The 22,697-nt window shown below is 67.7% G+C and carries 17 protein-coding genes; 7 read left to right on the top strand and 10 right to left on the bottom strand.

Translation table 11 applies throughout. The features are described from left to right. Nucleotides 1-198 precede the first annotated feature (198 nt). From C3942_RS07770 to C3942_RS07740, 7 genes are all read right to left on the bottom strand, one after another. Nucleotides 199-864: a M23 family metallopeptidase gene (locus C3942_RS07770; RefSeq protein ID WP_104229809.1), complete on the bottom strand. Its 666-nt coding sequence runs from the start codon at nucleotides 862-864 to the stop codon at nucleotides 199-201. Nucleotides 865-880: 16 nt separating this feature from the next. Beyond that, entirely contained in the window at nucleotides 881-1,858 is a 978-nt protein-coding gene (locus tag C3942_RS07765) for a L,D-transpeptidase family protein (RefSeq protein ID WP_104229808.1), read from the bottom strand. A 171-nt stretch (nucleotides 1,859-2,029) separates the two neighbouring features. Further along, complete coding sequence (locus C3942_RS07760) at nucleotides 2,030-2,923, bottom strand: hypothetical protein (RefSeq protein WP_133164265.1); 894 nt, start codon at nucleotides 2,921-2,923, stop codon at nucleotides 2,030-2,032. 62 nt (nucleotides 2,924-2,985) lie between these two features. After that, nucleotides 2,986-7,698, bottom strand: coding sequence for a DUF5675 family protein (locus tag C3942_RS07755; RefSeq protein ID WP_104229806.1), 4,713 nt, complete (start codon nucleotides 7,696-7,698; stop codon nucleotides 2,986-2,988). Nucleotides 7,699-7,754: 56 nt separating this feature from the next. After that, nucleotides 7,755-8,957: an OmpA family protein gene (locus C3942_RS07750; protein ID WP_133164264.1), complete on the bottom strand. Its 1,203-nt coding sequence runs from the start codon at nucleotides 8,955-8,957 to the stop codon at nucleotides 7,755-7,757. A 46-nt stretch (nucleotides 8,958-9,003) separates the two neighbouring features. Next, nucleotides 9,004-9,369 (bottom strand): hypothetical protein, encoded by a 366-nt coding sequence (locus tag C3942_RS07745; RefSeq protein ID WP_243393537.1) that lies wholly within the window; start codon nucleotides 9,367-9,369, stop codon nucleotides 9,004-9,006. Between the two features lie 305 nt (nucleotides 9,370-9,674). Next, nucleotides 9,675-12,749 (bottom strand): parallel beta-helix domain-containing protein, encoded by a 3,075-nt coding sequence (locus C3942_RS07740; protein ID WP_104229803.1) that lies wholly within the window; start codon nucleotides 12,747-12,749, stop codon nucleotides 9,675-9,677. 426 nt (nucleotides 12,750-13,175) lie between these two features. Here C3942_RS07740 and C3942_RS07735 point away from each other — a divergent pair, with 426 nt between their 5' ends. From C3942_RS07735 to C3942_RS22245, 6 genes are all read left to right on the top strand, one after another. Beyond that, on the top strand, nucleotides 13,176-13,892 hold the full coding sequence (locus tag C3942_RS07735; RefSeq protein ID WP_104229802.1) for a hypothetical protein: 717 nt from the start codon (nucleotides 13,176-13,178) through the stop codon (nucleotides 13,890-13,892). Nucleotides 13,893-13,988: 96 nt separating this feature from the next. Next, nucleotides 13,989-16,274 carry a TonB-dependent receptor gene (locus C3942_RS07730; protein ID WP_104229801.1) on the top strand — a complete coding sequence of 762 codons (2,286 nt, stop codon included), beginning with the start codon at nucleotides 13,989-13,991 and terminating at the stop codon, nucleotides 16,272-16,274. A gap of 10 nt (nucleotides 16,275-16,284) precedes the next feature. Further along, nucleotides 16,285-16,617, top strand: a complete 333-nt coding sequence (locus C3942_RS07725) for a hypothetical protein (RefSeq protein WP_104229800.1) — start codon at nucleotides 16,285-16,287, stop codon at nucleotides 16,615-16,617. Then, nucleotides 16,610-17,617 (top strand): pyridoxamine 5'-phosphate oxidase family protein, encoded by a 1,008-nt coding sequence (locus C3942_RS07720; RefSeq protein ID WP_104229799.1) that lies wholly within the window; start codon nucleotides 16,610-16,612, stop codon nucleotides 17,615-17,617. Before C3942_RS07725 ends, C3942_RS07720 begins: the two co-directional genes overlap by 8 nt. After that, on the top strand, nucleotides 17,617-18,783 hold the full coding sequence (locus tag C3942_RS07715; protein WP_104229798.1) for a PepSY-associated TM helix domain-containing protein: 1,167 nt from the start codon (nucleotides 17,617-17,619) through the stop codon (nucleotides 18,781-18,783). The genes C3942_RS07720 and C3942_RS07715 overlap by 1 nt, the downstream gene beginning before the upstream one ends. Beyond that, the gene (locus C3942_RS22245; RefSeq protein ID WP_165797374.1) at nucleotides 18,780-18,947 is read left to right on the top strand and encodes a hypothetical protein; all 168 of its coding nucleotides are present in this window, start codon (nucleotides 18,780-18,782) and stop codon (nucleotides 18,945-18,947) included. Before C3942_RS07715 ends, C3942_RS22245 begins: the two co-directional genes overlap by 4 nt. 109 nt (nucleotides 18,948-19,056) lie before the next feature. Here C3942_RS22245 and C3942_RS07710 read toward each other — a convergent pair whose 3' ends face one another. The 3 genes from C3942_RS07710 to C3942_RS07700 all read right to left on the bottom strand — a co-directional run bounded on the left by C3942_RS07710 (nucleotide 19,057) and on the right by C3942_RS07700 (nucleotide 21,670). Continuing rightward, the gene (locus C3942_RS07710; RefSeq protein WP_104229797.1) at nucleotides 19,057-19,572 is read right to left on the bottom strand and encodes a CinA family protein; all 516 of its coding nucleotides are present in this window, start codon (nucleotides 19,570-19,572) and stop codon (nucleotides 19,057-19,059) included. 48 nt (nucleotides 19,573-19,620) lie between these two features. Beyond that, nucleotides 19,621-20,736 carry an endonuclease/exonuclease/phosphatase family protein gene (locus C3942_RS07705; protein ID WP_104229796.1) on the bottom strand — a complete coding sequence of 372 codons (1,116 nt, stop codon included), beginning with the start codon at nucleotides 20,734-20,736 and terminating at the stop codon, nucleotides 19,621-19,623. A 133-nt stretch (nucleotides 20,737-20,869) separates the two neighbouring features. Continuing rightward, nucleotides 20,870-21,670, bottom strand: coding sequence for a helix-turn-helix transcriptional regulator (locus tag C3942_RS07700; protein ID WP_165797373.1), 801 nt, complete (start codon nucleotides 21,668-21,670; stop codon nucleotides 20,870-20,872). 50 nt (nucleotides 21,671-21,720) lie between these two features. On the opposite strand from C3942_RS07700, the gene C3942_RS07695 reads away from it, so the two are divergent. Continuing rightward, nucleotides 21,721-22,683 carry a carbon-nitrogen hydrolase family protein gene (locus C3942_RS07695; protein WP_207766010.1) on the top strand — a complete coding sequence of 321 codons (963 nt, stop codon included), beginning with the start codon at nucleotides 21,721-21,723 and terminating at the stop codon, nucleotides 22,681-22,683. The last annotated feature ends 14 nt before the right edge of the window (nucleotides 22,684-22,697 follow it).

Genomic DNA, 22,697 nt, shown 5'->3' with positions numbered 1-22,697 from the left:
GGGCTTTTTTGTTTTCCGGGAGCAAAAAGGAGAGAGGGAACCCCCGGTATGGAGAGGGATCGCCCCTCGCCGTGCAGAAGCGACGGCGCAAGCGTGGCGAGCCTGCAGGGCAGCCGCCGCCAGTGATGGTGCGCCACCGCGAGGGGCGGGGCTTCGGCTTGCAGGAGCGCCCGGCGACGGCGGGATGGTTCGCGGCGTTCAGGGCCGCGGACCGCGCGAGGTCAGCAGGGGGTAGGGGTTGATCGCCGTCCCCTGCCACCAGTGCTTTTCCGGCCCGAGCATGAAGATCGCGAAGTGCAGGTGCGAAGACGCCGGGTCCGCGTTGCCGCTGGAGCCGACATGGCCGATCACATCGCCGCGGCGGACCTCCTGGCCTTCCGCCAGGCCGTCGGCATAACGCTGCAGGTGGGCGTAGTAATAGGCCAGGGTTTCGCCGCGGTCGAACTGGTAGATCGTCAGGCCGCCCGGCACGCTGGTGAAGAGCTTGACGATGCGTCCGTCCGCGGCCGCCAGTACCGGCGTACCCGCCGGCGCCAGGATGTCGATCGCTTCATGCACGCGCGTGCCGCCGCGGCCATCCGCGAAGCTGTCCTGGAGCTGTTCGGCGGCGATGCCCTCGACCGGAATCTGCAGCGCGGACGCCGCAGGCCTGTGCTCGGAGGCCAGGGAGCGTTCGGCGTCTATCGGGGTGTCGGGCGATTCCGGCTGGCGCGGGATGTCGGCCGGGGGCGGCGCGGCGGCCGGTGCGGCGGCGATGGCGGGTGTCGCCGTCCCGACCGAGGCTTCGGTCGGCGTCGTGGCCGACCACAGGGCCAGCATGCCGCCGACGATGAGGCCGGCGAGCAGTGTCCAGAAGATGCGCATGGGCGGGTGCTCCGGTTCAGCGCTGCAACAGGGCCGGCGTGCCGGGCTTCACGGCATCGGCCAGCAGGGCCGCATCCCAGTTGCTGAGGCGAATGCAGCCGTGCGACTGCGTCTTGCCGATCATGGCGGGCTCGGGTGTGCCATGGATGCCGTAATGGGGCTTGGAGAGGTCGATCCAGACGACGCCGACCGGGTTGTTGGGGCCAGGGGGAATCCTTGCCTTGGCGTGGCCCTCCTCCGCATCCCAGAACAGCTGCGGGTTGTAATGGAACGGCGGGTTGCGCGAGACGCCCTTGATCTTCCAGCGCCCCAGCGGCAGCGGATCGTGGCGGCTGCCGATGGTGGCGGGGAAGCGGGCGGCGGTGCGGCCCTGGTCGTCGATCAGCGAGACCGACAGGTCGGAGCGATCCACCACGATCCTGGATGCCGCAGGCAGGGCGGCACGCGAGACCTCGGGCACGACGATGTCCTCTCCGGCGCGGCTGAAGTCCTTCTCCGGGTTGAGCAGGCGCAGCAGCTCCGGGCTGACATGGAAGCGCTCGGCCAGAGCTTCCTCCGGCGAGGCATGGCCCAGTGCCGGCAGCCTGGACTTCTCCATCATGTCCTCGGGGATCGCCTGGAAGGGGCCGGCGACATCGGCTTCCGTTATGCGGTAGTTCACCAACACGGGCGCGTTGTCACGGACGAGAGCGTTCCAGCTGGGCGCATCGAGGCGGCCGGTCGGCTTCAGCAACTGCCGCCGCTGCCAGGCGGCCAGCGCCCGCTCCATGTTGGAGCCGAATTGCGCGTCGATCTCGCCCGTGGGGAAGCTGGCACGGTCGAGCAGCACCTGGGCGCGCAGCACCGGGAGGCCCTTGGCGCCGCGTGACAGCTCCGGCCTGCTGTCGAGGCTGTCCGGCGCAAACGTCGCATCCGGGGTCGGCAGGGCCGGGCTGCTGGCCAGCGTCAGGGCGCAGAACGCCGCCAGGAACCGTCCTGGTTGTCGTGAGGCCATGTCCCGTCCTTGGGAGCTGTTTCTTTCGCTTCGACCGATGTGTACGGCTGCAGGTTCAGGAAGCAGTGTCCGCTGTCTGGTAGATGAACGAACCCGCCTTCCGCTGCCGTACGCATCCCGGTGGCCGTCGGGTACGGCTGCTCGCCCATAGATCGAGGAAGGGAAGCGGTACTATCGGCAGTCCTTCATCCACGGAATTTCGAATGTGCCTTCGGCCGACTCCAGCACTTCGTCAAAGCGGAACTTGCCGAGGCGATTCCTGCCGCTCTGTTGGAAGCGGACACGTAGTTCACCATTGGTGGAGGTGGCTGGCAGCGGGGTCACGCTGCCCTTCCAGGCGAAGCACTCCTCCGGAGCGGCCTCGCATTCCTCCTTTCCCCTTTCGCAGGCCGAGATGAATCCATGGTCGCCCAGCATGGCGGTAATGCCACGTCGATGGATTTCGTACCATTCCTCCCACTCGGATGATGTGCCACCGATCGAGTAGGCTTGGTGGAAGCGCAGGGCCAGCCGGCCTTGGCCGAACTCAAGGACTTCAATGCCGGGGCCATTGCCGTAGCTGCCGCCGCCGGCAAATTCCTCGACACGTTTGACTCTCTTGTAGCCCTGCTCCGTCTTTTCCGCCACCAATAGCGTGTAGCTGGCACCGCAGGCATGGCAGTCGTTGGGCAGTTCACCGTCGTTCTCGTGTCGCTGCGTTTCCAGCACCAGCGCATGGAGTTCGGGGGCTCCCGTACCGAACTTAAGTGACAGGACCAAGCGCGTCTTGTCGCGTCCCCCGCCGTCCGACTCGGGGGCAGGCTGAAAATAGGCGCATTCGGGGTTCGCGAGACGCGGTTCGACGGCCTGGGCGATGCTGCAGTCGGGAGGCTGCTCCGTGGCAGTGGGTGGCGACGGCGCGACCGCCGGCTTGGTGGCTGGTGCTTCCGCTTTGCTGCAGGCTGCGAGAAAGACCAGCGGCAGGACGCTGCAGCAGACCGCATGCGCTAACGGCAGTGAGTTGCGGGAACTTGCCAGGAATTTCATTCGTTCTCTCCGGTATTTCTTCGTCAGCAGGATTGCCATGCCTCTTGCATCGGGCCGGAGCCCCGTGGCTTGCGATTCGGGGGCTCACCAATCCCGCGGGATCAGCTCCAGCCCGGCATGCCTCCACCGTCGATGTGGACGAGGATGGGGCGATCGTTGTTCTCGCCATAGAGGTTCCGGATGGACCTCAGCGCGCCAGCGGAGTCGATCGTTCTTCCCTTTTCCCCGCGGGAAATGCCAACCATGATGCAGCCCGTGGAGTTCAGTATCGTGTTGCCGATATGGAACTGGACGTGCTTCTGATCGCCGGTGTCCAGCAGTTCGATCCGCCAGGCGTTCTGGCCCCACTTGTTGTTGTCGTTGTCGGTTCGAACCTTGGCTCGATAGTCGCCGGCCGGGACCATGCTGTACTTGAGGCGCCACACGCGCCGCAGGCTTTCGAGTTGGGAGCCCTTGGCGCTTCTCAGGATGGCTTTGCGAACCTGGTCCAGTGCTGCCTCGACTTCCTCCTGATTGCGCCCTCCGCTATAGGGGTGCTCCAGAGTGTAGGCCAGGAAGGTCATCGGCGTGCCGACGGGGCCCGGCGCGCCCGCATAGAGTTCGCCGGTTACCCAATCGTTGTAGCCGAAAAGTGTAGCGAGGTTGCTATCGCGCCTCAGCGTGAGATGGAATGGCGCCAGGATCGAGGCGCTGGCCTGTGGCGACGCGGCATGGGCGGGCTGGCCAAGCAGGAGGCGCGATACGGCGCGCCTCATGCCGCTGCCGGACCTGACAGGAGGAGGGTCCGAGGGACCTGCTTCCGGCACAGCGGATCCACCGATGTCGATGGAGCTGTCGCCCCTGGCGACGCGGACACTCTCGCCACGGCGGCTGGCGGCATCAATGGCATTGCCGAGATTCGGGTTGTCCAGCAGCGGGTTACTGCGGGGATCGGCTGGCAGGTCGCTCAGCGCATCGTTCAGCTTGCTGAGAGAGCGTTGCGCCTGCTCGGGCGTGACGCGGCCCTTGGCGGCGTCCTTGTTGATGGAGCCTTTGATCTTCTCGGCATGGTCGATCAGCATTTTCTGGCCCATGAGCCCTGCGGCCATCTCGCCGAACTTGCCGGCGCCGTTGAAAGCACCTTCCAGGGCGCGGATCGCATTCTGCTGAGTACCCTCCAGTCCTGCCATGTCGCGGAAGGTTCCGCCCTGGCCCAGGACATCGAGGACCTTCGACAGCCCGCTGGGGTCGGGTGCGGAGGGCACGCCAGTCTGCACCTGGTTGATGATCGGCGCGGGGAACGACTTGGCCTCCATGTCCGGAGTCGTCTGTACCCGCGTGGCAGTGGAGGTGCTGTCGAGCGCGGGCAATTCGTCCGGCAGGGCCTGGTCCCAGAATTGCCTGCGCGATTCATCAACCCTCTCGCAGCTGTTGCAGCCGCCCATGACCGCTTCGGCAAATACACCCTTGGTGGGGATCGAGATGCGGATAGAGGGACTGATCACGGTGGGCCGGTACAGCGACAGCAGGTCGCCGGCTGAATCGGTCTCTCCCCCGGCGCCTCCTTCCTTGCCACACGGAAGATCGTCGCGGTAGCGGTCGAGGCGGATGCCGGAGGCCACAGGCATGACGAGGCTGTTGCCGACAATGGCAACGAGACGATTCTCGACCACGGAGGCGACGCTGCGCCCCCTCGAATGCGGCGCGAGGAAACCGTCGAGCAGCGTGAAGCGCCGGTCCGGATCCATCAGCCACCAGATCGACTTGTGGTAGTACTCGATATGCTCATTGAGGTGGCGAACCAGCCGGGACTGCGCCACGATGTCCTCCTTCTTCGGATCGCGGTTCTCGACGGCGTCGGTTGGTGTCAGCAGGAACGCGGTGTCGGGGCCGGCCGCGCCTGCTGCCTTTGCACGGATGCTGTTGTCCTCGGCGTCACGCTTTACCAGGACGTGGGACAGCCGTGCGGTACGGTACCGGACATGAATGGATTTCAGCAGGGTGTTGGCATTGGGTGGCGCCGGCTCGCTGCTCGAGACGGTGATCGAGCGGATCCGGCGGCGTTCGATGTCCAGCGGCGTGTCGGCGGTCTGGCGGATGCTGACCTGGTGGATGCCGCCGGCGGAATAGGGGCTCAGCAGGGCGGCTTCGAGGGCGAGATCCACTTCCTTGCCGTCGTCCAGCTTCGCGACGAACTTCAGCCGGGAAACAAAGCGCTGTGCCACATACGGCGCGACCTTTTGCTGAAACACGGCCTCGCGCGCGTTGCGATCGACGACGATGACGATCAGCGTGCGCCAGATATAGGCGAAGCTAGTCCACAGATAGGGCGCGTAGGCCTGCTCGATGTCCGCCGCGTAGGTGTCGCCGGCCAGGGCATCGGCGGGGCCTGGGAAGGAGAGCAGCAGCGACATCTCGCCCTCGAAGCCCAGTATCGGATCGGAGGAATAGGTGCCGCCTGGCGGATAGATCCCAGGATCCTTCGCACTCTCCACGAGTCGTTCACAGGCATCCAGTGCCGGTCCCAGTGCCGGTTTGCGCAGGGCCTCGGCGATCTGGCTGCGCCAGCGCAAGGCCTTGTCGCGATCGAAGATGGTCATGGGCAGCGGGATGAACAGGCACTCCTGTACCGAGGCCAGTTCATGTTCGACCCGGAAATGCCGCAGTACTTCGAAGTACTGCACGGTCATTGCATGGCAGGCATTGCGGTTGGCCACGCTCTCGGTAAGGTAGGTGGCTCGCTCGCCCTGCGTGCTCTGCTGGACGGAGGTAACGCGCTGGTTGCGCACCGCTGCGGCACTCTGCATCGTGCGCTCGCGGAGTTGGTGTATGGAATCGGTGGATAGCTGCTTGTTCGACTCCTGACTGGCGCTGGAGCTGGCACTGGACGAGCCCCCGAAGATTCCGCCGAACACTGCCCCGACAAAGAAGCCGATGCCGGCTCCGAAGCTGCTGGATCCGGCCCCGGAGCGTCCGCGCAGGGTCTCATTCAGCGTCGCCCTGACGATCTCGCTGATGTCACGCTCGCGTCCCCAGCGGTTCTCCAGCGCTTCGTCGTAATGCAGGGCCTCGGTGCGCTCGACCGCATCGCGGCGGTCCCAGTCGATGACGACGATGTTCTTCTTCTGCAGCGGGGCCAGGGGCAGCGAGTAGAGCAGGTCGCCGAGTGAGTATCCGTCGGCACGCCATACCTGCTTGATGCTGAGAATGCGGCCATGACTGATGGTTTGCGCCTCGGCGATCGTCGGCGGTTCGTCCCAGGCCACGGCGTTGCTGCGATCCAGCGGGGTCCGGAACAGGGCGTCCGCTCCGATGCTTTGGGGCTTCGAGTCGGATTCGTGATAGGCAACCGATTTTCGCACCACCAGCGGATCGGTGGTGCGAATGATGCTGTGGAAGGTGAATTCGTCCAGCGCGCGGTTGGGCTGATCGAAGGCAATGCCGCATCCGGCCTGACTTTCGTCGTCCAGCCATTGGATGGGTTTGGCGATGGTTCCGGCTTCCGGGGCCAGCAACACCTCTTCGATGGAAAGCAGCAGGGGTTCGGGAAAGCCGTGAGAGGCGGGTGCGTCGGGCAGCGTGCGGAGTTGCACCGCCACGGACGCGATCACTCCGGAAACGTTGATCAGGGCGCGGTCGCAACCCGCATTCTCCTGGGTCATGAGGTATTCGAAGGAGAAGTAGCCGCTGTCGTCGCTTTGGGCGACGGCGAGGGCGACGGGCACCTCGATTTCGGGCCTTGCCGGCAGCAGGGCCTCGTGGTCCGCGCAGCAAGACCCCGGGCCGCCGGGCCCCTGCTCGCGTGTGTCGGAAGGCAGCGCGCGAGGTCTTCGCGGCGGCAGATAAACTGCCAGCATGCGATCTGCAAGGGGCTTTCCGTTGGACAGGAAAATGCGGCCTCGCACGATCATGGAACGGGCGCTGGCCTGTGTTCCAGACGAGCAGTGCAGCGCTCCGGTCAGGTCCGGTGCGTAGGAGACGTCGAAAGGCTTGCTTCCGCCGTCCATCCAGTCTTCGAGGGATTCTCCGTCCAGCCATGCCGTGAACAGCTGGCCGCCGTCAGGGCCCAGGATGTCGAGCCGACCGCGCAGATAGCGTGCGTTGAGGAAGCAGGGGCCCGTGGCGTGGAAGCTGTAAATCTCCTTGGGGCCGTCCCGGTCGTGCTGCTCGGGATCGGCGAAGTCCAGCCAGCCGTGGAATTGCCTCAGCTCGACCTGGGGTTTGGCGACAGTCTTTTTGCCCTTGTCCTTCTTGCTCTCCTGCTCCTTCTCGCCGTCCTTGGCTGCGGGATCGCCAGTGTCACCCCGCTCCTTCCTGCGGTTCTGCCATTCCTCGGCGACGGTTTCGAAGAACCGGCGCCATTGCGCCGGCGAAAGACCTTCGGGGATATCGCTCTGGTCCAGCGATCGCAGGAAGCGGTTGAGGCGGCTGACCGTGGGATACCCCTGGTCGATCAGGGCGGCAGCCTCCTCGAAGGCCATCGTGACCTCGGCATCGGCCCGGCTTCGCAGGGTCTCCAGGGCCTGCAGCAGCAGCGTTCCGGCGGTTCCGGTTCCGGTGACCGCCTGGGACAGGAGCGGAACGAGCTTCATCAGGAGCTGTCCCAGCCCGCTCAGCAGGTTGTCGGCCTCTGCTTCCTCTTCGAAGCTGACGATGACGGGAAACCACCGGAGCGCTTCCTGCTCTGCGCCGCAGCGGGCTTTCAGGAAGTTCTGCTGCAGCGTCTGTATGGCGCTCTGCAGCGAAGGTGCGAGCGTAGCAGGGGCGGCATTCGGGTCGCCGCCGTCCGTCAACCGGCCGTGAACCGTCTTGAGCGTCGTCGTTGCATTGTTCATGTCGTGCTGCCCGTGATTCCTGCTGATGGATACGATCCCTGAGCCTGAGGCATCCGCTAGTGCTTGGCCGGCGTGATCCTGGTGTCGGCGGGGAGGCGGAGCGTGCCGTCGATGCCGATATCGACGCGCCGCATGGGTGATAGGCAACCGATGAGGTTACGCTGGTGTGCCGCCCTCAAGGCCAGTTCCCTGGCCTTGAGTCCGGCGGGATCTATCGGCGCGAGATACAGATCCGGGTAGGGTGGCGAGGGTTCGACGCTGCAGGTCCTGACCGGGGCTCCCTTCTGCCGCTGATTCGTCAGCGGACGCTCGGATGCGGGATGCCGCAGTTGGTGGCTGTCGAGGCAGTGATTCCACAAAGGCATTGCGGACTTCTCGGGATATCCCGCTTCCACGACGATGTCCGAAGCGAGCTCGATTTCGATAGCGCCGCGCTCTGCGAGCCTGCCAATGAGCGCACGCGCGACGTTCGCTCGCCGCTGCGACAGTTCCTCGTTATAGCAATAGCCGCCGATGGGATCGGAATAACCGCGGATGCTGGTCACCTTGATCTTGGAATAGCTGGACAGGCGCTGCTCCAGCGTATCCAGCGCACGCGCCTGCTGCAGTTCGCCGAGATCCGCGCGATCGTACTCGAACAGCACCTCGGAGGGGATCGAAACGATCGCCGGCGGCACTTGCACATCCACAGGCACGCGAACCACGTAGGGGATGCGCTCGACGAGAAGGGGTCGGTCGCAGGCGCCGCAATAGGCAAACCAGTACAGGGCAATGAGGCCCGCCAGAAGCAGGATGGCGACGATGGCGAGGTTCGCGACGTCCGCAAATCCTCCTTCGGCAAGGCGAGGGCGAGCCTGGGCCTCAGAAGGGGAATCGTTGCGAGGTCCAATCAGGATCGCCTGCAGCTCGCGCAAGGCCTCGAAGTCGGCGTCGCAGATCAGCCGGGCCTGTTCGGGCCAGCTTTCATAGATGTCCCTGCGCGGCATGTCGCAAGGGTTGTCGCGGAAGGCCGGCCAGAGCTTTCGTTCGATGCACTCCGGCCTCATCTGCATAAGGTGCAGGGGGCGAGCGCATTCACCCAGGGCCTTTGCGCATGCGGGCGTCAGGCCAAGGATGCAGGGATGCGGGCAAGGCGGCGGAGTTGGCGGCGGATCAGTCTGTTCGGGTGCGTCGTCACGGCGATTCAGCAGCCATCCCAGCAAATAGCCGATCCCCGCACCCAGCAGCAGCAGCCACAGCAGGCAGATGTATAGCGGCACTCCAGCCCCCTAGCGGGCCCCCGGCCCTTTCTGAAGCACCTGGATGTCAGGTCATCTTGTCGATCTTGACCATCCAGTACGGATTTTTCACAGAGTTCCTTTCGTGCAATTCGTTGCGGGCGACCGTGTACTGGAGCTCGCCGTAGTGCTCGATCTGATTTGCGAATTCAGCATCGCCGCATTGCGCGAGCTGCTTCTCCAGCGAGGCGAGCATCTCGAGTTCGCGATCTCCATCGGGGGCGCCGTTCCAGGCGAGTGTTTCGAGCAAGCCGCCGATGGCACGCACACCAATGCCAAGTGCGCCGCGCTGGCGGACGGCAACCCGGGAAAGGAATTCCTTGATCTGGAGGTCGCTGCCATTGAAGACGTGACAGTGCGCGTCAATCGTCAGTGGCGCACCCAGGCGGCTCACCAAGGGGGAACCGGGGCATATCGCTCTAGGGCGGCAACTCAGGAAGCAGCCCGGCAGCGCAAGGCCCGCGCCGGACGCAAGCGCTGCGCCCAGGAACGACCGACGGCTCATGCTTCCCCCGACGACGCCCATTCCCAGCCCCTTGATTTTTGCTGGTGACGGATTTTGGTACAGCCCCCTGGAACGGAGAATGCGCCGCTGCTTGGGGCGCTGCAACCTGATCGAACTGTCAGGTCCTTGCGGCAGGAAGAAAGAGAAAGGCCCGCTTGCGCGGGCCTTTCGGGACGGGAGTACCGCGATGCCGCTCAGTTCTCGCCGCAGCTCGACGAGCCCGGGTACTTGGCCTCGTCCACCACGACCACGTCGCGGATCCACTGGCTGACCAGGGCGTAGCCTTCCTCGTCGACCACGCTGCGCGCCAGCGGCGGCATGCGGGCGGCCGGGGTGGTCGCCGTCGGGCCGATGCGGAAGGGCAGGATCGAGTCGTCCAGGTTGCCCGGGTTGATGTCGTGGAAGCGGCGACCCTCATCGGTGCCTTCGCGGCCGGTGGCGGTCGGGCGCTTGCAGATGCCGTAGGTGCTGTCGACCTTGCGGATGGAGTCGAGGTACAGGCCGGTGCTGGCGGCGAAGCCGCGCACGTTGTGGCAGTGCTGGCAGTTCACTTCGATCCAGGCGCGGGCGCGGGCCTCGATGTCCTCTCCGGAGCCGGCCGGGTAGCCGGCGTCGCCGGGCTTGTTGAAGGCCGGGATGCGTTCCAGCTTGGTGGCGATCTGCGTCACCGGGTCCAGGCCGCGGTCGGAGGGGCAGCCGGCCAGCAGGCCGTTGCTGCACCACCAGTCGATCTGGTTGTGGCCGGTCACCGCATGCGGCGCCGACTTCACGAAGTTGGACTCCGGACGGTAGGGCTTGTTGAGGAAGCGCGCCTTCAGGCCGATCGGTGCGGCGCCCGGCTCGCCATCCTCGCGGGAGTGGCAGCTGAGGCACTGGTTGCCGTTCGGGATCAGGTAGCTCGGGGTCGAGCCGGTATGGGTCACGCCGGAATCGACATCGGTGGTCTTCCAGTGGACCGAGGCCGTGCCGCCGCCCAGCGCGAGCTTGGCGACGCGCTTGCCGTCCACGTCTTCCCAGATGTACGGCAGGCCCACCCAGCGCACGGCGCCCTTGGAGTTGACGCGCTTGATCAGCAGGCGCGTTTCCACCGGCACTTCGGTACCCGCGGCCTCGTCGGCGAAGGTGAAGGTCTTGGCGATCACCGTGCCCACGGGGAAGTCGAAGGTCATGTTGGCGCCGGTCACCGCGCCGCCTTCCTTGGCGTCATGGTAGGTGGCGGTCTTGCCTTCGGGGATGAAGACCTGGCGGTACTTCACCGAGTAGTCGGAGAACAGCTTGCTGTTCAGCGAGAACGGCGTGCCGCGGCCGTTGGGCGCGCTGCGCGGGTCCTGCGCGTTGGCGAACAGCTGGTACTGGTCCAGCGTCGGGCAGTTCACGCGCGCGGCGGCGGCGAAGTTCACGGTGCCGGCCTTGCCGGCGCCGCAGAGCTTGGCGGTCTCGGCGTCGCTCGGGGCCGGGTCGAACTGGCCGCTGCGCTTGAACTCGGAGATCACCACCGGCGGCAGCTTCTCCAGGTTCTTGCCGTAAGCCGTCACGCACTGGTGCGGCTTGATGTCGTAGCTGGAGGCCAGCTGGGTCAGGTCGGTGGCGGTCAGGCCCGTCAGCACGTTGCCGATCAGGCCGGCGGGGTTGCTGGGATCGGCGGTGGCGGCGGCGATCACCAGTTCCAAGCCCTTGAGGCCGTGGAAATTGGCGAAGCGGGCGCCGCGGCCCTCGAAGACGTTGTCGTCGTCGATGCAGGAGGCCCACCAGTCGGGGACGATGCGCTCGTGGCTTTCCTTGTCGAACTTGTACTGGTTGTAGTGGCACTCGGGGTTCGGGTGCTCGCTGCCCAACTGCGGCTTGCCGCGGTTGTCGGCCGGCACCTTGTTGCCGTTGGCATCCAGCGGGTAGGGGCAGTCGGACCAGGTGTCGAGCAGGCCGTCCCACATGATGTGGGCGCCGCGGTAGCCCAGCGCGCCGGCACCCAGGCAGTGCTGGAAGTTCAGCGGGTTCAAGCAGGCGGCGGTGTTCTTCAGGCCGATCAGCACCGGCAGCAGGCGCGCGACGTCGCCGTTGATCAGGTCGCCGACACTCGGCACGGGCAGCTTGTTGCCGTTCTCGCGGAAGGTGTTGCCCCAGATGTGGAGGCCTTCGGTGTACCAGTCGATGCGGTTTTCCACCGGACGGCCCAGGCCTTCCGGGAACAGCTCGTAGCTGGCGTGGATGATGCCGGCGGTGTTGTTCTTCTCGAAGACGTTGTTGAAGACGTCGATGCGGTCGTAGGACAGCGTGATCATGCCGCTGCCCGAGGGCACGTTGCCGACGAAGCCGCCCGAGGTGAAGTTGTAGGTGTTGTTCATGCGCGAGGTGTTCCCGTGCATGCGCGAGCTGTCGCCGTACTGGCGCAGGCCGTCGAGGTCGTAGATCAGGAAGCCGCCGGTGTTGCACTCGGCGAGGTTGGTGTCGTACTCGCCGCCGCGGACGTTCTCGATCTCGAAGCCGAAGACGTTGAAGGCGGCGCGGCTGTTGCGGATGATCGCGTTGTTGGTCTGGCCGACGTAGATGCCGGCGTCGGAAGCGCCGACCGATTCGGAGTCCTCGATCAGGATGTTCTCGGACGAGACCGGGTAGATGCCGTAGCGGCCGGACTTGGGGCTGACGGTGTAGTCCGGCGAGGTGGTATCGCCCAGCGGGGTGCCCGGGGGCTGGGTCGCAGGGTCGGTGCAGGGTACGTTCAGCAGCCGGGCCTCATTGGCGAAGGCGTTCTCGCCGGTGATCGGCGTGGGGCTCTCGCGGCCGCCGTTGGACGACCAGATGGCGCGCACGCGGCGCAGCGAGGCATGGTCCACGCCGCGCAGCTCGATGCCGTTGCCGCCGGTGTCGAGCACCGTCAGGTCCTGGATGAACAGGCCGTGGACATTGACGCCGAGGATGCCCTCCGGCGCGTTGTTGTGCTTGAACGACAGGACGGTCTTGTCCTTGCCGCAGCCCTTGACCATCACGTCTTCGGTGTCGGTCAGGTTCAGGGAGGAGCTCAGCTCGAAGTAGCCGCAGTCGAACTGGATGGTGTCGCCCGGGGCGGCCTGGACCATGGCGGCCACCATGTCGCGCGTGGCGTTCTCGCCCGGCTTGATCAGGAAGGTGCGGCCGTTGCGCGTGCCGATGTCCTCCTTGGGGCCGCCGCTGCTGCCGCCAGCGGAATCGCTGCGGCTGCCGCAACCGGCCAATAGGGTCAGGGCAAGGGCTGCGGCCAAGGCCGCGCGTACCTGGGGGGTTTTGAAAATCATCGTCATTTCCCTGGGTTACGGAACGAAAAGCGTTCCGTGAATATGGTTATGCACAGTCATTCTAGGCCTGCTCCGGGGAGGCCAACCAGGGTGTCGATGGTAAATGTGACTTAAGCATGACAGCGGGGGCGGCCCCCGCGGACGGGCCGTCCGCCGCGCAACCCTTGCTGGCGCCCGGTCATCGGCTGCGTCGCACCACGGCGGGAGTCCTTGCTACCGTGGATGCGGCAGGGGCGGGGCTTGTTCCGGGGTGTTCGGCGGCATGGTTCGGATGGGCGATTTGCAAGGCCGGCGCGGTGTGCGCCAGCGCGCGGAAACAGTGGTTCGCTTCCTGCATCGTAAGCATGCATGTCCCGCGAAGGGCGGGACGACGGGGGCTGTCATGGGGCATATCCGGGGGGCCGTGCAGCGCACGGCGGTGCGGGCTTGAGCGCGGGCATTTCGGGAGCCGTCGCCCTGCTGCTGGCGACGGTGCTGGAGGCCGCACTGCCGGCGCCAGCGGTGGACATCGCCGCGGCGGGGCCTGACCGCTACTCCCTGCGTGAATCGGCCGACGGCCGCAGCCTGGTCCTGAACTGGAACGGCACCGACACGGTGATCGGCAGCTGCGGCGAGCGCCTGCTGCAATGGGTGGACCTGCGCCGCGGCGGACTCAGCGCCTCGGTGGTGGAGCGCAACTGCGGCGCCACCGTGGACTATGCCACCCAGGTGGTGGTGGACAGCCCGGAGGGGCGCAGCACCGTGGCGGTGTTCCAGGGGCGCAGCCGCGTGACCCTCGCCTGGGACGGCCGGCGCCTGCAGGTGCGGCGGCCTAGGCTGCCGCCGGAGAAGGTGTTCCTGGAGCGGCGCGGCATGGCCGGCTTCGGTGTCGACTACGCCACGCTAGGGCTGGCCGCCCTGCCGACCTCGCAGCGCACGCTGGACGAATCCAACCGCGGCTGGGGCGCCCACGGCCGTTCCGTGGGGCTGCCGGAGGAAGTCCTGCTGCGCTGGGCCGGCTGGGCCCAGCAGGCTTCCGGCCTCTATCGCGCCGACTGGGGACGCTGGGACGGGCCGGCGCCGTATGGCGATGACCGCCAGGGCCGCGAACGCATCCGGGAGGGCATGCAGGACTACGCCAGCAACGGCGACTCGCCGGGTTGAGCCGCATTTCCCATGTATCCATGGAGGACAGGCCGCCTCCCGGACCCTCCACTCCGTTACAATTGAGACGCATTATCAATTGTAACGGGGGATTCCATGGGATCGAGCGTGCTGCGCTGCCTGCCTTGGGCGGCGCTGGTGATCACCGGCATGGCGCAGGCGCAGCCCGCCGGCGAGGCGGGCACCCTGCAGACGATCCCCCTGCAGCAGGAGCCCACGCCGGTTCCCGCGACTCCTGAGCCCCCGCCCGAGGCGGTCCGGCTGGAAACCATCGTGGTCACCGGCGAATTGCTGAAGCGCGAGGCCGAGCGCACCACCGCCAGCGTGGGCGTGAAGACCGGGGCGGAGATCGAGCGCAGCAGCGCACGCGATGTCTACGACGTGATCCGCTCCACTCCCAACGCCGGCTGGCATGACAGCGAACTGGGGCTCAGCACCGTCAGCATGCGCGGCATCGGCAGCTACGGTGCCAGCCTGGTCGGTGCCGGCACGATCTACGGTACCGCCACCACCATCGTGGTCGACGGCGTCGGCCTGCCGCGCGGGGCCATGGGCTTTGCGGACCTCTCGGCCTTCGATCTCGACCAGGTCGAGGTCTTCCGCGGTCCGCAATCCACCAGCCAGGGCCGCAACGCCATGGCGGGCGCGGTGGTCATCAACACCGTGGAGCCGCAGGTGGAGGGCCGCTTCATTCCCGAGTTCCGCGGGCGGCTGGGTGCCGGCAACGACAATACCCTGCAAGGCGCCGCGGCGTTCGGCGCCACCCTGTGGCCGGACCGGCTGGCGATCCGCCTGGTCACCGACTACCGCAGCAGCGACGGCGAGATCCGCAACGAAACCCGCGACGAGGACGACTGGGCCGGCGATCGCAGCCGCGGCACCCGCCTGCGCGCCAAGCTCACGCCTTTGGGTGCCGACGGCCCCTACGAGGTGCTTGCCGGCATCGCCGACAACCGCCGCAGGATCGGCAACCGCTACGTCGTGCAGGAGCGCGAGGCGGAGCGTGTCGCCACCGCGGACGAGCCCAGCGAGGTCGACGGCGAGGCCCGGCTCTACTCGCTGGACCAGCGCCTGCGGCTGGGCCAGGACTGGACCCTGCGCGCGGTCAGCGCCTGGGCGCGCTCCCATACGCTGCTGCACCTGGACGTCGACTACACCGAGCGGGACGATGGCTACATCGCACAGGTCGCGGACTCGCGCTCCTTCTCGCAGGAACTGCGCGCCAGCTTCACCGGCGAGGCCTGGCGCGGCACCCTGGGCCTGTACTACTTCGACGGCAAGGATGGCGAGTACTCGACGGGCCTGACCGCCTTGACGGGCCTGCTGGATGCCAGCCAGCTCTGCCTGCTCGATATCCTCTGCACGCTGCCCCTGGGCGGCGTGACGGTGGTGTCGGACAATCCGGCGCGCATCGAGAACAAGGCCCTGTTCGGCGAAGTCGACTGGCAGGCCCGCGAGCGCCTGACCCTGACCGCCGGCCTGCGCGTGGATCACGAGCGCAACGGCCGTCATTCGGTCAACGACCTCGGCGGCGACAATCCCGCTGCGGCAGCGGCCGTGGCATTGCTGCAGGGCGCGGGCGTGCTGGGGCCTGACGGCGAAACCGATGTCAGCCGCAGCTTCTCGGCGGTGCTGCCCAAGGCGGCGGTCAGCTACGAGCTGTTCGAGGGTGGTTTCGTCGGCGCCGCCTACACCGAGGGCTATCGTCCCGGCGGCGATGGTTACCACCTGGCCTGCGGGCAGCGCTACAGCTTCGACGCGGAACGTACGCGCAACTACGAGCTGTCGTTCAAGGGCCGCCTGCGCGGCGGTCAGACGCAGTTCGCGCTGAACCTGTTCCACACCGACTGGGACGACATGCAGGTCCCGGTCGGTCCGCTGACCTGCCAGATCATCGAGAACGCCGGCCGCTCGCGCATCCGCGGTGGCGAACTGGAGCTGGGAACCTCCATCGTCGAGAGCCTGCGCCTGACCGGCAGCCTCGGTATCGCCCAGGGCAAGTTCGTCGACTTCGTCCGGCAGGAGGGCAACGAGGAGGTGGACTACAGCGGCAACCCGCTGCCGAAGTCGCCCGAATACTCCGTGACGCTGGCCCTGGAGTGGGCGCCGATACGGAACCTGCTGATCCGGCCGGAGGCCCAGCGCGTGGGTGCGACCTCGGCGCAGATCGACAACCGCTCCGATCACCAGATTCCGGCCTATACCCTGCTCAATCTGTCGCTGCGCTGGCACTACCGCGGCCTGGGCCTGTTCTTCAACGGCAGCAACCTGGCCGACCGCGACTACCGGCTGGATGCCAACACCACCGCGCTGCGCGGCGATGCAGTGGCCGCGCTGGGGTATGGCCGCCGCCTGCTGGGCGGCCTCGAATTCCAGTTCTGAGCCGACGCGCATGGCCTCCCGGACCGCCGTCGACCTGGTGCTGTTCGCCGCCATCGCGGTCTATCCCGTCGCCTGGTGGTGGCGCCGTCTGCCGGGGCGCCGGGCCCTGCCGTGGCTCTCGGGCCAGCCCCGCTCCAGGGGCGGGCCGCGCGGCTTCTTCGACCACCGCCCGCGTGGCCTCGGCAACGGCTTTCCCGCGGCGCAGTACCGCCGCTACGATGGCTGGGTGCAGCGCCGTGACAATTCGGCCTTGCCGGCGGACCGGCGCGAGTCCATCACGGCCCGCATCGCCGCACGGAAGGCGAAGCTGCCGCCCGCCGCAACCGGAGTCGCCCATGACTGAGCGTATCGAGACTCTCCCCGCGCTGGAGGCCGTGGTCGGCAAGGTGCCGGGGCCGCGCGACCTCAAGGTCATCGACTTCCTCGATGCCGCTTCGCGGCGCTGGCTGCAGACCTCGCCGCTGCTGTTCGCCGCCTGTGGCGACGGCCGCGCCATCGGCATCACGCTCGGCGGCGGCGAGCCTGGCTTCGTGCAGGCGCCGGACGCGCAACGGCTGCGCATTCCGCTGGCGCTGCTGGATCATCCGGAGCTGGCGCAGCCGGGCCTGGGCTTCGGCGGGCTGTTCCTGTCGCCCAGCCTCTGCGAGACGCTGCGCGTCAATGGCCAGGTCGAGTCGGTGGCGGAGGGCTTCGCCGGGATATCGGTGCGCGAGTGCTACCTGCATTGCGCCAAGGCGCTGATGCGCTCGGACTTCTGGAAGGGCGAGCCGGGCGGCGATGTTCCCGGCGAGGCCCCGGCCTTCGTCGACGCCAGCCGCTTCATGGCGCTGGCGACGGTGGACCCGCAGGGCTGGGCCGACGTCAGCCCCAAGGGCGATCCGCGCGGGGCGATGCTGCAAATGCGCGGCGGCGACGCCTGGTTCGCGGACCGGCCGGGCAATCGCCGCGTCGACAGCTTCCGCAACATCCTGGCGCAGCCGCAGGTGGCCGCAGCGGTGCTGGTCCCGGGCAGCCATCGCGTCGTGCGGCTGGCGGGGCCGGCTCGCCTGACCACCGATGCGGCGATGCGGTCGCTCTTCACCGTCGCCGAACGCCTGCCCAAGCTGGCCACCTGCGTCGCGCAGCCGCGGCTGGAACTCTACGACAGCGCCGCGCTGGCGCGGGCGCAGCCCTGGCCGGCACAGCCGGCGGCGCAGGACCTGGATCCGGCGGCGATCTTCAAGGCGCATGTGCTGCACAGCAAGTCGGGCGGCCTGATGGCCGGCGTGGCGCGCACCGCGCTGAAGCTGCCGGGCCTGATGGAAAAGACGCTGAAAGACGACTACCAGAAGAATCTCTACTGATGAATACCGCCACCCCAGCCGGCAACAGCGGCCCAGGCCGCTGGTTCCGCTTCAACCTCTGGCTGCACCGCTGGACCAGCCTGATCGCAACGATTCCCTTCCTGATCCTGTGCCTCACCGGCACGGTGCTGATCTTCCACGAGGAGATCGACGAGGCCCTGGGCACGGTGCCGGTGTCGCAGCATGCGGCCGAGACGCCGCAGCGGCCGGCCTCGGAGTCCATCGCCAACGTGCTGGCGGCGTATCCCGGCGAGCGCGTGCTCAGCACCGGCCTGGACCCGGAACACCATCCCGGCGTGATGCTGGTGGTGACGGGGCCCCGGGGAGCAAGGAGCTTCGAGGATGCCAAGGTCCGCTTCACCGACCTGGTCACGGCGCAGCCGGCGGGCGATCCCGATCCGGGCATGACCTTCACGGGCTTGCTGCTGGAGCTGCATGCGGAGTGGTTCCTCGGCCCCGCCGGCGAACTGGTGGGGGCGCTGATCGCGCTGCTGGTGTTGCTGTCGCTGCTGTCCGGCATCGTGGTCTATGCGCCCTATGTGCGGCGCATCGCCTTCGGCGTCCTGCGCCGCGGCAAGGGCGCGCGCCTGCTGCAGCTGGACCTGCACCACTTCATCGGCGCCCTGGTGCTGGGCTGGGCGCTGGTGGTGACCGTCACCGGCTTCCTGCTGGGCTTCAACTCCGTGGCTATCGGCATCTGGCAGATGACCGAGCTGGGGCCGCTGCGCGCCGAGGCCGAGCGCATGGAGCCGGTGGATGCGCGTCATCCGCCGGTGGGCGTGGACCGCGCCTATGCCATCGCGCAGGCCGCGGCGCCGCAGGGCTGGACGGTGAGTACGATGATCTACCCGCTCACGGAGTTCTCCACGCCGCGCCACTACACCGCGCTGCTGGTCGGCAGCGAGGGCGTGGACGAGCGCCTGTTCCGCGTGGTGATCGTGGATGCGAAGACCGGCGAGGTGCCGATCGTTCCCCGGGTTCCCGGCTACATCAAGCTGATCTCGCTGTCGCAGCCGCTGCATTTCGGCGACTACGGTGGCCTGGCGCTGAAACTGCTGTGGACCGCCTGTACCTGGCTGACGCTGTTCATCACCGCCAACGGCGCCTGGCTGTGGTGGGACCGCCGCCGCAAGCGCCTCCCGCTGCCCGACGGAGTACCGGCATGAGGGCCCGCAAAACCCTCTGGCGGGTGCTGGCCATGGCGCTGCTGAGCGTCGCCGGCATCATCGGCATGCTGCTGGTGGATTCGGGCTGGGACGGGGCCTTCCTTGCGCTGGCGGCGCTGCCGCTGGCGGTAGGCGGCTGGCGCTACGGGGTGGAGCGGCATTGATCCATCCCTGCCTCTGAAACTTTCGCCCTGAGCCTGTCGAAGGGCGACCGGTTCGGCTGGCGGACCGTTCATGCTTCGACAAGCCCAGCACGAACGGTCTTCAGGCGGGCTACTTCTCCTTCACCCACCTTGGCGCCGTCTCCAGTGCCTCCACCAGCAGCGCCAGCGCCGCTTCGGCGAAGGCCCACATGTTCTCCACGCGGTCGTCGGCCCCGGTGCGCAGCGTGCGCACGAGCTGCAACGGACCGTGGACCGCCAGGCAGGTATGGCCGGCGGGATCGCCATAGGGATTCCCCTGCGGCCCGGCCGCGCCGGTCTCCGCCAGGCCCCAGGCGATGCGCCCATGCTTGGCCCGCACCGCTTCCGCCAGCCATTGCGCATAGGGCTCCGAGCTGGAGCGGATGCCGCGCTCGCGCATCTCGTCGGTGGAGATGCCGACCAGGCCGCGGATGGCGCGGGCGGAGTAGGTGATGGCGCCGCCGGCGAAGTAGGCCGAGGCGCCGGGCTGGGCCAGCAGGCTGGCCGCGATCAGGCCGCCCGCGGAGGTCTCGGCCACGGCGATCTTCTCGCCGCGTTCCTTCAACAGCAGGCCGGCCTCGCGGCCCAGGACCAGGATGTCGCGCATGCGCTTCTCGTGACGGCAGGTGAGGCGCGATGCTAGCGGGATTGGCCCTCAGACGTCGAAGTCCACCCACAGGGCCGCATGGTCGGAGGCGGCATCCTTCTCGCTGAGCATGGTGGGCAGGTGCGGGAACAGGGTGCCGTTCTTGCCGCCCCAGACGCCGCGGCGCTCGATGCCTCCGGCGCTGACCCTGGCGGCCAGCTTCGGCGACATCAGGATGTAGTCCAGCTTGGCCGAGGCGGTGCCATTGCCGTGCGTGCCCTCGCGGCCGTCGCCCTCGAACTTCCCGTGGGCCATGACGTCGACCAGGTCGGAGCCGTTGCGCAGCAGCGGGTCCATCGGCGGTTCATCGGGGGTTTCGTTGAGGTCGCCGGCGATGGCGATGTACTTGAAGCCCTGCTTGACGCGAAGCTCGTAGATCTCGCGCACGCGGGCGGCCTGGCGGCGGCGTTTCTCGGCCGAGGCCGCGGCACCGCCGTAGCCCTTGCTCTTGAAGTGGTTGACCAGCACCAGCAGGCGGTTGCCCTGGGGCGTCTCGATCTCGTACTCGGCGCAGTCGCGGCTGAACACGCGGCCCTCGACGTCCTCGTCATCGACGTGGCTGCACATGGAGACGATGTCGTAGCCCTCATGGCTCATCAGGCCCGCGTCGATGCCGCGGTCGTCGTTGCCGTCGATCAGCATGACGTGCGCGTAGGGCTTGGCGGTGACGCCGGGCAGCACGTCGTCGTTGAAGCGGCGCAGGCCGGTGCGGTCCTCGGCCTCCACCACGCAGAGCACGTCGGCGCGCAGCAGGTCCACGATGCGGGCGGTGTTCTCGGTGGCGGTCTCCTTCACCGCCTCGGTCACCAGCTCGAACCAGCCGATCCAGTCCAGGCGGCCGGAGGCCTCCACCTGAGCCGCCTGTCCCTTGGGCTTGCGCAGGAACTTGCCGCGGATGTCGCGCAGGCGGATGTAGGCGCTGGCGCCATTGGCGATCAGGCCCTTGTGGCGCTGCATGATCGTCAGGATCTTCTTCTTGGTCGCCGCGCTGTAGACCGGCTCCTGGATCAGCTCGTTGAGCTGGGCGTAGTCCTGGAGTACGGTCTTGCCGTCCTTCCAGTCGTCCAGGTTCATCACCTTGGCCCGCTGGAACATGTTCTCGACGTTGAAGGTCGCCAGGCGCATGACCGCTCTCCCTATGGCGCCGCCCCCCGGCGGCAATGAAGAACCTAACCCGGGGCCCGCGGGGGTTGTCACCTCGCGCTCGTCATATTCGAGGTGAAAACGAGGAAAAAGTCGCGCTTGGACCCCGGATTCGTCAGGGCCGGGCCAGGATCAGCGGGGCGCTGGCGCCCGCCAGGACGCTGGCCGGGGACACGCCGAACATGGCCTTGAAGGCATGGCTGAAGTGGGTGGAGCTGGCGAAGCCGGCGTCGAAGGCGGCCGTGGTCAGCGATGCGCCGGCGGCGATGCGCTCCAGTGCGCGGCGGAAGCGGATCCAGATGCGGAAGCGGCGCAGCGGCACGCCGGTCTGGTCCTGGAACAGGTGCTGCAGGCGGCTGGGCGACAAGGTACTGGCCTCCGCCAGCGCGGCCAGCGGCAGGTTCTCGCCGAGGTCGGCCTGCATCAGGCGGATGGTCGCTTCCACGCGTGCGTCGAGCAACGGGGAGGGAGAGTAGCGCCCCAGGCTATCGGCCAATACCTGCTCCAGGGCCGCGCCGCCCTGGGCCGGGGCTTCGTGGAGGTCCTGCAGGGCCTGGCGCAGCGCCGCGCCGCCGGGCAACTCGAAGGCCGGCTCGCGGGCGTCACGCGCCGACATCGCGGGGTGGAAGGGGCGGTGCGGATCGTTGTAGTAGACGGCGGTGATGCCGCCGCGCAGGTCCAGGGCGTGCATGCAGCCGGCCGGCACCAGCGCGGTCTGCGCCTGCCGCCAGGAGCGCTCGGCGGACAGCCGGACGCGCACCTCGCCCTGCAGCGCCACCAGCAGCACCGTGGCGGCGTGGCGGTGCGGCGCCACCTCGCCCAGGCGGCCCACGAACAGCAGGCGCTCGGGCCATAGGCAGATGAGGGGAGAGGGCTCCGGGGGGGCGGCAGCCGGTTTGGGCAAGTGTCGGGGCATGGCGCCGGGTAGATTGCGCGGCATCCCAGGCCAAGTCGAGTCCAGCCGCCATGATGTCTCCCGATCCGATCCAGGTAGCCGCGGTGCAACTGCAGGGGCGCCCCGGCGATTTGGCGGGCAACCTGCGCGATGCTCGCGGATATGCGGAACAGGCCTTCGCCGCCGGTGCCCGCATCGTCGCGCTGCCGGAGTTCTTCGCCTCTCCGGTGTACTACGACGAGCCGTTCCATGACCAGGCCGTCGACGAGCGGAACAACACCGCGCTGGAGATGATGATCGGGCTGGCGCAGCGGCACCGCGGCTACATCGGAGGCTCCATGGTGCTGCGGCGCGGCGGCGGCGTGTACAACACCTATTTCTTCGTGCAGCCGGACGGCCGCTGGTTCAGCCATGACAAGGACCTGCCGACGATGTGGGAGAACTGCTTCTACGAGCCCGGCGACGATGACGGCTTCATGGATACAGACCTCGGCGGTGTCGGTGCCGCGGTGTGCTGGGAGCTGATCCGCACGCAGACCGTGAAGCGCCTGCGCGGCCGCATCGGCCTGGCGATGACCGGCAACCACTGGTGGACCATTCCCTCCAACTGGCCGCTGCTGACGCCGCTGCTGCGGCCGCTGCACGAGATCAACCGCGGCTTCTCCGAGGAAGCGCCGGTGGAATTCGCCAGGCGGCTCGGCGTGCCGGTGCTGCATGCCTCGCACTGCGGCCGCTTCCGCAGCCGCTTCCTGCTGCTGCCGGGCACGCGGCTCAGCGTGGCCCACGCCTCCGAGTTCGTCGGCGCCACCCAGATCGTGGATGCCGCCGGCCGCGTGCTGGCGCGCCGCAACACGGCCGAAGGACCGGGCATCGTCAGCGCCGAGATCCGCCTGGGGGCGCAGGCGCCGGTGACGCCGCTGGACGAGAGCCGCTTCTGGATTCCGCCGCTGACCCTGCTGCACAAGGCCTACTGGCACCAGCAGAATGCCTGCGGCAAGAGCTTCTACCGTTCGCGGCAGCGCGCCGCGGCCTGAACCATTCCAACGAC

It is taken from the genome of Solimonas fluminis, assembly GCF_002930645.1.
In the GTDB taxonomy this organism is placed as follows: Bacteria; Pseudomonadota; Gammaproteobacteria; order Nevskiales; family Nevskiaceae; genus Solimonas_A; species Solimonas_A fluminis.
This window is presented reverse-complemented; position numbering and strand designations above follow the sequence as displayed.

What these genes read in the sequence shown, in the direction of transcription:
- C3942_RS07705 (WP_104229796.1), bottom strand. Translation starts at nt 20,736, where the DNA reads ATGCGCCTGGCGACCTTCAACGTCGAGAACATGTTCCAGCGGGCCAAG.
- C3942_RS07740 (WP_104229803.1), bottom strand. Translation starts at nt 12,749, where the DNA reads ATGATTTTCAAAACCCCCCAGGTACGCGCGGCCTTGGCCGCAGCCCTT.
- C3942_RS07695 (WP_207766010.1), top strand. Translation starts at nt 21,721, where the DNA reads ATGATGTCTCCCGATCCGATCCAGGTAGCCGCGGTGCAACTGCAGGGG.
- C3942_RS07700 (WP_165797373.1), bottom strand. Translation starts at nt 21,670, where the DNA reads ATGCCCCGACACTTGCCCAAACCGGCTGCCGCCCCCCCGGAGCCCTCT.
- C3942_RS07770 (WP_104229809.1), bottom strand. Translation starts at nt 864, where the DNA reads ATGCGCATCTTCTGGACACTGCTCGCCGGCCTCATCGTCGGCGGCATG.
- C3942_RS07765 (WP_104229808.1), bottom strand. Translation starts at nt 1,858, where the DNA reads ATGGCCTCACGACAACCAGGACGGTTCCTGGCGGCGTTCTGCGCCCTG.
- C3942_RS07720 (WP_104229799.1), top strand. Translation starts at nt 16,610, where the DNA reads ATGACTGAGCGTATCGAGACTCTCCCCGCGCTGGAGGCCGTGGTCGGC.
- C3942_RS22245 (WP_165797374.1), top strand. Translation starts at nt 18,780, where the DNA reads ATGAGGGCCCGCAAAACCCTCTGGCGGGTGCTGGCCATGGCGCTGCTG.
- C3942_RS07725 (WP_104229800.1), top strand. Translation starts at nt 16,285, where the DNA reads ATGGCCTCCCGGACCGCCGTCGACCTGGTGCTGTTCGCCGCCATCGCG.
- C3942_RS07710 (WP_104229797.1), bottom strand. Translation starts at nt 19,572, where the DNA reads ATGCGCGACATCCTGGTCCTGGGCCGCGAGGCCGGCCTGCTGTTGAAG.
- C3942_RS07730 (WP_104229801.1), top strand. Translation starts at nt 13,989, where the DNA reads ATGGGATCGAGCGTGCTGCGCTGCCTGCCTTGGGCGGCGCTGGTGATC.
- C3942_RS07755 (WP_104229806.1), bottom strand. Translation starts at nt 7,698, where the DNA reads ATGAACAATGCAACGACGACGCTCAAGACGGTTCACGGCCGGTTGACG.
- C3942_RS07715 (WP_104229798.1), top strand. Translation starts at nt 17,617, where the DNA reads ATGAATACCGCCACCCCAGCCGGCAACAGCGGCCCAGGCCGCTGGTTC.
- C3942_RS07760 (WP_133164265.1), bottom strand. Translation starts at nt 2,923, where the DNA reads ATGGCAATCCTGCTGACGAAGAAATACCGGAGAGAACGAATGAAATTC.